We start from the raw sequence: 12,726 nt of genomic DNA on the forward strand, positions 1-12,726 counted from the left end.
GTAAAAAAATATCTCGCCAGGGTTGAGTTCTCCTTTTTTGCATATCTCTTTGTATTTTTTTTCAGTTTCGGGAAATCTTATTGCAATCTCTAAAGCCAATCCCTTTCCCATGTATCCTTCTGTATTCACTGGATTTATTATAAGGTTCCCTGGTTCTAAGAATTCTAACAATGAGTATTTTACAATTTGCATAAAATTCACCTGCTCTAGAAAATTCGTTTTACTGTTATATATTCATACTTTCATTAGGAACTTACAAATTAACACAATCAATATAAAGTTCGTTTTGAAACATCATATCAAAAATTGGTGAGTCTTTAGGGGTTTTTATCTTTTTTCTATCAATTTTTTCTTTATTTCCCAAAGTTCTCTTATTTTCTTCTGAGAAGGTGTAGACGTTTTTAAAATACTTTTTATCAACTATTTCTGGAATTAGTATTTCTGATTGTGTGATCGACTTTAACTTAGGCTCCCTCCACCAGTAAATGCTGAATATATCATCGAAATTTAATGATTCAAAGGTTTGCTTTGTATAAATTGAAATTTCAGCATTTTTTGAGCTAGCATTTCCATATGAAATCAAGGTTCCAGTTTGATTAGCCACTTCGCTATCTATGCAATAATTTTTATTCAAAAAGATTTTGTGGATAACATGTAAGTAGTTTTATTCAAAGACTTTCTCTTTGATACCCCTTGTCTCACCTCCTTTATATTTTGTCTGGAACAATTATTTATGGGAAAGAAAATAATCTAACTCAAACGTAGGATGGTAGTTTCCATGTTATCAAGAGGCAGTTAGACGGGGTGCGTTTACGCAATTATTCTTCATTCTCGTTCACTTCAATGTTTTGCCATTTTTGTATTTGATTAAGAAATTCCTTGGAAAAATTTTCGAGATTTACTACATTCATGTGAAATAAATCTTTTAAAGCATCTGCTCCTGGTTCTGTGATATCTAGTAAGACCATAAAAGAGTGGTCTTTGTCCAGGTTTAGTAGTTTAGAAACTTTTGAATATTTCTCCACGTATCTTTGATAATCTGCTGACTTTATTTCAAACCAAAAAATCTCTCTCTCTATTTCGAAGAGAAGGTCTAACTCAAAATCATCTCCATTTGCAAATGAAACTTGCGGATTTGCTAAATAAGAAAATTTTATCGAAGGATTAACTTGCTTTATTAAAGAAATAACTTGATATTTAATATATCTTTCAAACCATTTACCCGAAAAAAAGTTCAATGCTTTGGGTATTCTATTCGGTGTAGCCAATAAAAGATATTTTGGAGATTTATAATATATAAATTCCGACAAAAAAGCAATTTCATGTAGCCAGCTACCCAATTGACAAATACTTGAAATTTCATCTTGAGTTCTTTCCTTTAGATACATTTTAACAGTTTGTCCTGAGTTCATCTTTCGCTTTATTTGATCCAAAAATGGGCGAATCAATTTATATCTGTCACCCATAAAAACAGCTATTTTATCTAAAATTTTGTCTCCATTTTCTTCCTCTGGTATGCTTTTTATTGTGATTCTCCTGTTTATTAAAAAGTTTGCAAGGATAATTTGTCTGTTGAGGATATCCTCGCTTTCATCTTCTGTGGTATTTTTATTAACGTATGTGTGTGAATTTGCATAATTAAGATTATTAGAAATATTATCTTGATTTTCTCTATTCAGACTTTCGGCAATGTTTTCTAAGGCAGAGGCAATCCTTCCTAAAATTTTAAGTAACTCTTCATTCATTATATCTTCCCCCAATATTTTGAATTATACGGTCTATTAACAGTCATAAAAAAAGTATTGTAATTAGCTTTTAAGATATTCAATATATATTAGAAGTGTGTATTTTGTTGTTACAATGAAATTATACCGTACTCAATATAAAAATAGAGGTATGACAACAGAAAATATTTTTAAATTTTTTTAGTGCTTACTATGGATTAAGTTATTTAATTTCCATGTTATTATAGGGCAGTTATTTGTTGAAGTTTTACTCAGATACCCCTTTATTAAAATAAATTGGTGCATCTTCTCGAAACGTTAGAAAAAATGTGATAAAATATTAATATGTTTGTTCAATCAAGGGGGTGATTATTATAAGTTATGAAGTTGAAAAGAAATATTTATTGAATCAAAGTACTTTTAATAACTTACTTAAGTCAAAAAAGCATAGTAAAGTTGGTATTATCCAATGGTATGTTAGCGATTCTGAAGACACGAGGTACAGATTAACTATAAAAAAGTTACCAACAGGTTTCTATCAGGAATGGACATATACATCTAAAAGTAGTGGTTTAGAAGAAAGGGAGGAAATAGAACGATCTGTATCACCTCAAGAGATTGCTGAAAAATGGAATTTACTGAAAAGCTTCAAAATGGTTGCGAAGATTAGATATATCTTGCAAAAGAATCCCGAAATTGTCATAGACGAATTCTTAAAACCGTTTGAACATCAGTTAGCTGTTAAGGATCTAGAATACTTAATGGAAGTAGAAGAGAAGGGCGAGGTAAAGAAAAAAGACTTTAATGAATACTTGAAAGACAATGATTATCCTGTTGAAAATTTTATTGAAGTCAATGATAATTTTGAGAAGTACAAAAACAAAAATCTAGCTACAAAGTTCGAAGTTAAGGATAAATCAGTATTTGATATTATTGAATTTGTAAAGAACAGATTGAAAGGTGATATAACGTTAGTTATAACTCAGGGAAGATCTCTTACTGCTAATGGTAAGAAAAATGAGTATGAACAAGTATACACCGAACTAGAAGAACTTTTTATCAAAGAAGAGTATGATAAGATCAAATTTTTTGAAATTCCATTTGGGATATCTGCCGAAATAGATACTTATGATTTGATTAAAAATATGGGATACAAAATTATAAATATTGTTCTTTTTACTCAACCAGATTTTTTTGGACAACCTAATAGCAAAAGCAAAGATATCAAAAAAATAGGTAAAAGCCATACTTACTATGATGAAAATAATTCTTGGGAAGGAGCAATGTTGAAATGTATTTTTGAGAAGAAATACAATTTAAACGTTGAAATTGCTCCTTTGAAAAATGTTTTATCGAGGGATCTTTTTGACCTTAGTTGGAGTAAATTGGATGAAGTTTTAAGCAAAAACTCTAAAGATCAATTCATAATCGATGTGACTGGCGGCCAGAAAAATGTGGGGTTAGTCATAGCTATTTATTCGTTATTCAAAAATATACCTTTTTATTATAAATACGAAAAGACTAATCTGGAAGAATTTCCCGCCTTTGGCCTTGATTGGGATTATGATTACTTCGATAATATCTATTCAATAGTGAAAACTTTGAATTTGAATGAGAATGATAAAATATTGGATATAAAAGATTTTTTAAATTTACCTGAAGAGATTGCCAATGTTTTTTCTTTCATAGACTCATACCAACTGAAACCATTTTATCCTTTGGCAAGAATTTTAAGTGATTATGAGGAAAAACGAGAATTGCCATTTGGCATTGGAAAGAATCTACTCGATGTTTTTGAAGTTGATGATGGCAACAAAGAAAAAACAAGAGAACTGAAAGAATACATTGAGAATATGATTATAACTAAGTGGTCCAAACAGTGGATAGGGGATCTTATACCTGAGACCGTTGAGCATTCACAGAGACATAGTAAGAGATTAATGGATTTTACCGCCAGTTTAATAAACATCCTTTCAGAGGAAAAATTCTTACCGGAAGATATTAGCGATGGTTATTACGGAGATACGGGGATAAAGTACAAATATGTATTTTATTTTATTTTAATTTTAGCCCTCAATGTTCACGATTTAGGACATACATACTCAAAGTTTAAACTCAATGATGGTAATTTTGTATACCTTGATAAATATCCTTCTTTGGTTAGGGATTTGCACAATGAGCTTTCCGTTCAATTCATAGATGAGTACAAGAATGAAGACAGTATTTTTAATATATTTGAGCCAATTGGTGAGAATGATGTCGATTTAAAAAAACTTTTTGGAAATAAAAAAGAAGAGATTTTAGAGGCCGTTAAATTAATCTCCAAGTATCATAGAGGGTATTTACCGATAGATAAAGACAGAGAGTCAAAGAGTAAAGAGTATGTTCAAATTTTTGGTATCGATACGACTCCATTAAAGGAATTACTGGAATCTGGAAGATCACCAATTAAAGACGAAGAACTTAAAAAGTTAGTTATACATGCCGCAAGGTGGCTGAAGTTTATAGACGGAACAGATGTACAAGCGGATAGGATCGTAACGAATTCTTACCATAGTGCAAGATTGAAAAGAACAAAGTTTGAAATTTTAAGTTTGATCGATAAATACGAACTGAATTTTCCAAATTCAGTCAATTTAAAAACTCTCAAAGAGTTAGTAAAAAAAGTTTCAGTAGGGCCACTAGACACAGCAAACGCAAATGAGCAACGGAAGTTATTCGCTGACATTAAAGATAAGTCGCAAGCTTTAGAAACGCAAGTTTATGAATATATAAAAAAGCAAATATCGAATGGAAATTATAGTATAAATAATCCAGAAATGGAATTATTGGATACAATTGCTTTTAAATCTTTACAGTTTGAGCATTTTGAAAAGCATAGAAATATTGCTGCGATTTATCCGTTGTGGTTGGAATGGTATAACGATGAAGACGCACAAGAAATTTATTTACACTTGAATCTCATTAAAAATGTTGCAAACAACGACGATACGGAGTTTAAAGACAAAGTAATAGAGGAAATTAAGAAAGATATAAAAGGGGAGTTGGAAGGGGCTAACTTAAGAATTATGGGAAAGATACTCAAATTATCCTTCGATAAAAAGGCGGTAAGATCATATGATTAAAGATTATTATAAACCATTTGTTGCAGATGATTGGAAGCCTATTGTGAAAAATTATATTGACTACATTACTAAAAACTTGGAAAAAGATGTTGAAAAGAAAAATTTAAATAGTAAATTAATTGAAAAATTAAAAAACAAAGATATTAGGAGATTCGAAAAAACCGCTGAAACCTTGGAAGATGATTGTACTAGATGTGGGCTTTATTCAATCGAGGTTAAAGATGGAGAGAATACCTTGAGAGCAGAGGATATCCAAATCCTGTATCCTGATGAGGATGGGTATTTTAAACACAGAAACAGAAAATTGTACACACCTTGGGTTATTTTTGATGGATATGAAATAGATGCCACTTCAGAATCAGATTCTGATGAAGAAAAAGAGGAGTCAGTAGGAAAAGTTTTGGACTTAAGCAACAAACTGATAATCCCAGGATATTATTTGGCTATTTTAAGTACGCTTGTAGGTGTTCTAACTGAAAAAAGATCAAATAAAGGTGCAGACAAAACTGAAGTTAGATTCAAAAGGATAAATAAATTAAGTGGAAAGATAGGGGTATGGATATATAAGTATTATACTATAAGTAAAGGAAAAGATTTGTTTAAAAAGGTCCCGATATTCTTTATCCCTGATGAACTAAATTATATTGAGTATTATTCTAACCCTCGAAAAGTCGTATACCCAAATGAACTAGTAAACAAAAACCTTCGATTACCTCACGAATCTCACCTTGGAATAGTCGACCTTCTTGAAACTCCAGAGTCTGAAAAAATAGGACTTACCTTAAGCCTGGTTGATTCAGAAAACTTAAGATACAACATAGATAAATTCCAATTTTTTAATGATTCGAGTAAAAATACTGCGGAAGATTTATTATCTTTTGCAAGTTATCAGATACCATTCATTTTACATTCTGATGGTGCGAGGATTTTGATGGGTTCAAAAAACCTTAAACAAGCAATAACTCTTGATAAAGCAGAAGAACCTTTCCTAAAAACAGGTAAGGAAAAAGGTAAAGTTGGGATAAACGCCTTTGTTGGATATGGTTTGTTTGAAGGATTCAACTTTGAAGATGGTATAGTTGTTTCAGAAAGTTTCGCAAAAAAAATGCAAACTACGGTACTTGAAGAAGATAAATTCAATGTTGAAGTTGAAGCAGTTAAATTCCCTAAAATGGTTGGAGATAGCTGGATTTATGACCAAACAAAAATAATCTGGAAGATCAAAGAAAATCAATCTGTTAGCTATGGAGATGTCTTGTTTGAAGTGAAGAGTCCGAAATACAAAAACAATAAAAAATACACATACCAAGGAAAGTATCAAGCCATTGTTAAAAGTATTCCTCATACTCCAGAGAGACCTTTTGAAAATTATAGCCTTAGTGGCGAGCCACAAACTGAGGTTGAAATACGTGTTGAGTACCAAGTTTTTAAACCACTTGAAATCGGGGACAAAATAATGGGCAGGCACGGTAATAAAGGAACAATAACACTAATTTTGAGTGATGAAGAAATGCCTAAAGCAACTGTAAAGGACAAAAAAATACCACTTGATGTGATGCTTTCCCCTTTAGGGGTAGTCTCAAGAATGAATCTTGGACAGTTATATGAAACTCATAGTACAATGGCACAAAAGTTTTCCGATTTCGAAGATTTTAAAAATGGTGTGTCTCCTTTTGAGAATGGGTACAATAAGAAAGATAAAGTTTTAGAATCTTTAAAGAAAATTGGGGCGGACGATTATGGAAGGTTTAGGGTAAGTTATAAAGATAAAAACTGGTATTTAACCGTAGGATTTCAATACTTAGTGAGATTAGATCATTGTGTACGCGATAAAATACACTTTGTACATAAAGCTTCTGAAGGACATATTAACAAACAACCCTTAAAAGGAAGATCAAACAATGGTGGTCAAAAAATCGGTGAGATGGAATTTTGGAGCCTATTTAGTTACAACAATAAAAATCTGATAAACTTATTTGCCAACAAAAATATTGACGAATCTGAGTTAGGTGATTCTACGAACGAGACTCCTTTAGAATTCTTCTATTCAATGATGGAAACCTTTGGTTACTCAATAAATCATGATAATCCTATGAAATCAATATTTGAAAATAAATCACCAGATAAAATTGAACTAAACAAAGAAATAGAAGAATTCCTTTCCCAAAAGTTAGGAAAAAATAAGAACTTATTGAGAATTCCTTCTTTTTTAGCTAGTGTTTTATATCTCAACGGTTATTTTAATAACAAAGAAATAAAAGATTATTTTGAACAAATAAAAGCGTCTTTCGAAGCTATCAGGGGAGAATGGAGAAAGGCTTATGAGCCGATGAAAGCGAGAGAAGACTACTCGATTAAGACATGGAAGCAAGAACAGCCAGTATTTTACAATAACTTTAAAAGCTATGTTGAAAAATACTTCAAAAATTATGTTGGTGAAATAAACAATGACGAAAAAAGTATAAAAGCAGTATATCAAGAAATTGAAAAATTTGTATCTTTGTTAAATGCAAATGAAAACTCTCGCTCGAAGAAAAACAATGAAACTCTCAAAAAGGTTCTCTCAATAATAAAAGAATCGTTATTCCAAAAAGAAGGCTATATCAGATCTCATATGGTAGCCAGAAGAATACATAACTCAGGAAGGGCTGTTATCACTCCACAACCAAAAGACAACATTAAATACTATTTAGATCAAGATATTCCTCTGGATATAAATACAGTTATATTGCCGATTGAATTTGGCCTTGAAATATTGAAAAATCATGAGCATATCAAATGCAACGTTATGGAAATATATAGGGCACTAAAAGGAGATTATAAAAAGAGAATAGAGGTTGCAAAATGCCTTAACGAGATATTCTCTGACGGAGCCCTAAAAAATAACTATGTGATTTTGAACAGGCAACCCTCTTTGCACAGACACTCTATGCAATCCTTTAAACCGCTTTTTTGGCAAAACTATACTATTGGACTACCGATAATCGTATGCGAAGGGTTCGGAGCAGATTTCGATGGAGATACCATGGCGGTTTACTATCCTTACGAGCAAAGTGAGGAAATCATGCAAGAACTGTACAAAATGCTACCTTCAAATAACCCGTTCAAACTTGGAGATGGTAGCTTAAATTATTCGATAGACCAAGATATGGTTTTTGGATATTATACCATTACTGGAAATGATAAAAACACAATGAAAAAAGAATACTCTGAGAAGTTTAAAAAGTTGATTCAGGCAAAACAAAATGAAGATATTCCTGAACTTATCAACCAAGAAATTATAAATGGCTACTTGTTAAATTCTATGGAAAATAACTTGACCCTCTCAGTTTATGAAATAGAAAAAAACGAAGAAGAAAATAGCATGAAATATATAAAACAAAGCAAGTGCAGAGGCAAAGATGAGCAATTTAAACAACTTTTTTTAGAAATCGAAGAGGTTTCAAATAGCAACTTTCTTGAAGGGATTCCGATAGACGATTATTTTGAAGCAGACAAAAACAAGGAATCTATATCGAAGAGATCTCGACGAACTTTAATGGACAAAAAGCTTCTTGTTGCACAAGCCGGATACTTTACAAGAAAATTAGTGGAATTTCTGGGAAATCTTTACGTAGGAGAGTTTGATGAATACAACGAAATAACGCTTACCAAAAAAATCATAAAATCTTCAGGTGAAGACTCAAAGTATAAGTTCGATTTGACTGAATATATGGGAAGATACTTCATTAGAGACGGAAAAGAAGTAAAGATAGATGAAAATACAATTGAAGAAATAATTCAAGTCCTTGAGTCTCGGGGTGAATTAAGAATCTGTTCTCCAAAAATAATTGAAAAAGATAATAAAAGATTCTATGTTTCAAAGAAATATTTAGGTCATGATATATCCACATTAAAAGAATTCGAAACAAACGAGTATATAGGTCTTTCTGCTGGACATGTTCTAGGAGAGAGGGGAACTCAACTTTCTATGCAAACTTTTCACACTGGTGGTAAAGGTATGGATATGAACGTTATAAGCTCAAAAATCTTTAAATTAGCGTTTGATGAAAAAACTTTTGAAGATTTTATCTATGGCATAGAAAATAACCCGACTCTCAAGCAAGATAAAGTGTTAGAAAACATCAAACTTAATCCGATATATTTTGAATTACTTTATTCCCTTGCTCAATTTTTGAAAGAAAAAGGAATCAAAAGTGCCAAATCGTATTTCATGGATTTTAATACGCGTGGACCTTTAACGGTTATGTCTTTCGAAAATGGGATGAAGGTGTTAAAAAATATAGAATTTAGTAAAGAATATATTGAAACTCATCCGAGAACCAGTTATACCTTTTATAACGAGGTGAAATAGAATGGGATCTAAAGAAAAAATAAAAGAAAAAGCAAAAGCTAAAGTATTTTATAGTTTCGACATTGACGAACCAGAAACGAATAATTTCGATGATGATGAACCTGCCTTGGTTGAAGAAATAGACGAAGAGGATCAAACAAACAAAGAGCGTTCACAGCAAGAAAGAGGCGATTATTCTTTTGAAACCCCATATGTCAGTTCAAGGAAAATACAATACGAAATTTTAAAGACAAACAAGGGGTACAAAATTATTAATTATCTAAACTCTGATAAAATTGCAAATGATATACAAAAATATTTAGATTCTTTTCCATTATGTGTTAATATAACCAAAGAAAGATTGGAAGGAATTTTCGTCACTAAGAGAAACAATAAAGCTGGTTTCAAAATTGATAAGAATTTGAATCATTACCACAACATTATGCTTCCAAATGGCGAAGTGATCCCACTTGTCAATTTAGTAAGAAGCGGTGGAGGTCCTATACCACGAAGAATTAATAAGTACTGGGAATACCGATCGCGTTTTTATAGCATAAGTATAAAACAGAAGTTTGACCAGGTTGAAAATTATTTTGATTCCGATACCATAGAGAAGATAGAAAAAAGTGGAAATATAGAAAAAGAAACGTTCTTACATATCTTAAACAACATTTTTTCTAACCATTATTCAACAAGCTACAAAGATTTCAAAGAGTTTATAGAAAAAAATTTAGAAGAGAGTGATTTAATTAAATCAGAATTAAAAGAAATATTTTACTACGTGAAGGAGAGGAAAAAATGATTTACTTAGAAGATACTTCTATCATAGAAGATATTATTGACTCGTTACAAAAACAATTTGATGAAAAGAAAGAAAAAGTAAATGTAAAAAAGTTATTCACCAATAAAATCTCATCAGACGTTACTCTCTACATTGCGGATCAAAATTTCTTACAAAAAAACGAAATTGATAGCAAATGCAGCTTTATTCTATTTGTCGACGACTCTGTAAAACCTGAAGTTTTTGACCTGTTTCTTCAATATGAAATTATAGGTATATTCAGAAAATCTCGCTTAGAGTTTGAATTCGAAGAAAAAGGTAAACTAGAAAAGTTACTGAAAGAGGAGATAAGGAAATTAAAGAAAAACTATCAAGAAGACAATGATTTTAACGAAATAACTAGAAAAATTCCTTACAAAAATATAAAAAATTGGAAATTCAAATGCTCAGTCAAATCAAAAGAAGAATTGGAAAATTTCTACAAAGAAAAAAAGTATATCAGCATTTTTTTAGATTCCAGCATGAGAGATTTTTACCATAAGTTAAAAGTTATCATTGATGATATAGTTAACTCGATTGAAAAGTATTTTGATTATATAAAGAATGTAATGAATGAAATCAAATATATCGATGATGATTTAAGCAGATTCGATAAATACCTTTTGGAAAATCTGAAAGATACCTACAAATTACCTTCCATTTTAATAGAAGGTGAAACTGGAACAGGAAAATCCTTGATAACAAAAATAATACACGAGGCAGTTTATAAAAGGACTGAAGATGACAGAATAAAATACTATCAATTTTCCTTAGTTAATATGGAACAAAATCTTATCGACTCCGAATTGTTTGGAACAAGAAAAGGAGCTTTCACAGGGGCAATTGACAGGAAAGGTCGATTGATGGAAAATATTTTTGGAATTGTTTTTTTAGACGAAATAGCTGAAATACCGTTTTCTACGCAAGCGAAATTATTATTGTATTTAGATGAATATAAAATCACACCAGAAGGGTATGATAAGGGAGCTATACCTGTACCGACCTTTCTAATGGCTGCGACAAACAAAAACTTACCCAGTGAGATTCAAAAAGGTAATTTTAGAAGTGATTTGTATAATAGGTTCAAATACAAGATTTCTATTCCCTCATTAAAAGAAAGAAAAGAGGACTTAAGATTTCTGATTAGCTTTATACTTCAAAGTCCTTTTATCAATTATGTTGATGACAATCTTAATTACGCAGTTGACAAGATATCGCTTGAAGCCATTGAAAAACTTGAAAATTATTCTTACCCTGGGAATTTTAGAGAGCTTGAGTCAATTCTGAAAGCTGCGGTTAATGACTGCGTTATTAAAAAACAATCAATATTACTACCAGAAAATATAAGAGGAATTTAACAAGGATAAAAAATTTTTTCTCCAACATCTTATCCCTCAAGGAATGGGGAGAGCTCCACCCTATATCGCCAATCACCTTTCCCATTCCCTTATTATTCAGCTTCTTAGCGATCGATATTACTAATTCTGCCGTTTCATCCATTACTTTTTTTGCTTCTTCCCTAATCTTCCCTATCTTAATATCGCCTCTTGTGTAAATTGAATACAGCATGCATGAATTAAATAAACATTAAATCAACCCTCTTTTTTAGCAAAAAAGAGGGATTGCTTCAATATTCCTAACAACTCTCAAATTTCTTTAGGAGAAAGAATTTTATGCTGGTTGTCCTATTCACTTATCTTTGGTTCGGCTTTATAAGTCATTTACGTAGAACATCGTTTGCAAAGCAAACGAGGTCAGGGAAGAGTTTCTAAAGCATTATGAAAAGCGTTTTGCAAAAGGCAGCAAAATTATTCCTTAGAGGTAGGATAGACACCAGCATCACGTAATTGCGTATAAAGCCCAACTAAGTTATTGTTTTTATTCCTTAGAGGTAGGATAGGCACGTAAGAACTAGATTAGCTATTATGAAAAATCTAGGTCTGTTTTTATTCCTTAAAGGTAGGATAGGCACTAAAAATCGAATATTCTATTATTACCATTGGTATCAGTTTTTATTCCTTAAAGGTAGGATAGGCACGTTATGATGTGTGGGAGTGGAAGTTCAAGAGCATAGAAGTTTTTATTCCTTAAAGGTAGGATAGGCACCCATAGGTTCACGATAAAAAGTGTATCATAAAAAATTACATTTGTCAAGCAAAACTTTGAGAAATTGTTAAAAATCGATTTAAATACCTATTGAATAAGCCTTGTGCTTTTTAGCACTTGTCTGTCGATCCCCTGGAGTTTTTACCTTATTGGAGGTCGACAGACATTTTTTTATATCTTTTTCTATTTCAGGTTAAATATATAAATATTAGTTAGTTGGAAGTTAAACTGATTTGCTTATTTTTTTAAAGTGAAGTTATAGGGACCGAAGAATTGTTTATTTACTTCGTAAATGAGGAGATGGAAATTGTTTCTAAAGCATTATGAAAAAAACGTTTTGCACAGAACAGCAAAATTTATTCCTTAAAGGTAAGCTAAGGCACGAACGTCGTTTGCGGGGCAAACGAGGATAAGAAATAGTTTCTAAAGCACTATGAAAGAGCTTTTGCACAAAGCAGCAAAATTATTCCTTAAAGGTAGGATAGATACTTTCGGAAACTATGAAGTAGAAGAAGTTTATCTCAGTTTTTATTCCTTAAAGGTAGGATAGATACTTTCGGAAACTATGAAGTAGAAGAAGTTTATCTCAGTTTTTATTCCTTAAAGGTAGGATAGATA

General features: G+C 31.3%; 6 protein-coding genes, 1 pseudogene and 1 CRISPR repeat array. Of the genes and pseudogenes, 4 read left to right on the forward strand and 3 right to left on the reverse strand.

Annotation, left to right across the window (positions count from 1 at the left end):
- From X925_RS08545 to X925_RS08555, 3 genes and pseudogenes are all read right to left on the reverse strand, one after another.
- Window positions 1–192: pseudogene (locus tag X925_RS08545) on the reverse strand (macro domain-containing protein); the annotation flags it as partial.
- A gap of 61 nt (window positions 193–253) precedes the next feature.
- Window positions 254–604 carry a DarT ssDNA thymidine ADP-ribosyltransferase family protein gene (locus X925_RS08550; protein WP_158245448.1) on the reverse strand — a complete coding sequence of 117 codons (351 nt, stop codon included), beginning with the start codon at window positions 602–604 and terminating at the stop codon, window positions 254–256.
- 214 nt (window positions 605–818) lie between these two features.
- Entirely contained in the window at window positions 819–1,745 is a 927-nt protein-coding gene (locus X925_RS08555) for a hypothetical protein (RefSeq protein WP_103064539.1), read from the reverse strand.
- A gap of 344 nt (window positions 1,746–2,089) precedes the next feature.
- Between X925_RS08555 and X925_RS08560 the strand changes: the two genes are divergently transcribed.
- From X925_RS08560 to X925_RS08575, 4 genes are read left to right on the forward strand one after another with little or no spacing between them, the layout of a single operon-like run.
- Window positions 2,090–4,849 carry a hypothetical protein gene (locus X925_RS08560; protein ID WP_103064540.1) on the forward strand — a complete coding sequence of 920 codons (2,760 nt, stop codon included), beginning with the start codon at window positions 2,090–2,092 and terminating at the stop codon, window positions 4,847–4,849.
- On the forward strand, window positions 4,842–9,203 hold the full coding sequence (locus X925_RS08565) for a hypothetical protein (RefSeq protein WP_103064541.1): 4,362 nt from the start codon (window positions 4,842–4,844) through the stop codon (window positions 9,201–9,203). The genes X925_RS08560 and X925_RS08565 overlap by 8 nt, the downstream gene beginning before the upstream one ends.
- Window position 9,204: 1 nt before the next feature.
- Complete coding sequence (locus tag X925_RS08570; protein ID WP_103064542.1) at window positions 9,205–9,984, forward strand: hypothetical protein; 780 nt, start codon at window positions 9,205–9,207, stop codon at window positions 9,982–9,984.
- Window positions 9,981–11,360 (forward strand): sigma-54 dependent transcriptional regulator, encoded by a 1,380-nt coding sequence (locus X925_RS08575; protein WP_103064543.1) that lies wholly within the window; start codon window positions 9,981–9,983, stop codon window positions 11,358–11,360. The genes X925_RS08570 and X925_RS08575 overlap by 4 nt, the downstream gene beginning before the upstream one ends.
- 446 nt (window positions 11,361–11,806) lie before the next feature.
- Window positions 11,807–12,108: direct repeats of the CRISPR family, unit length 30 nt; unit sequence GTTTTTATTCCTTAAAGGTAGGATAGGCAC.
- Window positions 12,109–12,726: the final 618 nt, after the last annotated feature.

Source organism: Petrotoga sp. 9T1HF07.CasAA.8.2, from assembly GCF_002895585.1.
GTDB classification, from domain to species: Bacteria; Thermotogota; Thermotogae; order Petrotogales; family Petrotogaceae; genus Petrotoga; species Petrotoga mobilis.

What these genes read in the sequence shown, in the direction of transcription:
- X925_RS08555 (WP_103064539.1), bottom strand. Translation starts at nt 1,745, where the DNA reads ATGAATGAAGAGTTACTTAAAATTTTAGGAAGGATTGCCTCTGCCTTA.
- X925_RS08565 (WP_103064541.1), top strand. Translation starts at nt 4,842, where the DNA reads ATGATTAAAGATTATTATAAACCATTTGTTGCAGATGATTGGAAGCCT.
- X925_RS08570 (WP_103064542.1), top strand. Translation starts at nt 9,205, where the DNA reads ATGGGATCTAAAGAAAAAATAAAAGAAAAAGCAAAAGCTAAAGTATTT.
- X925_RS08575 (WP_103064543.1), top strand. Translation starts at nt 9,981, where the DNA reads ATGATTTACTTAGAAGATACTTCTATCATAGAAGATATTATTGACTCG.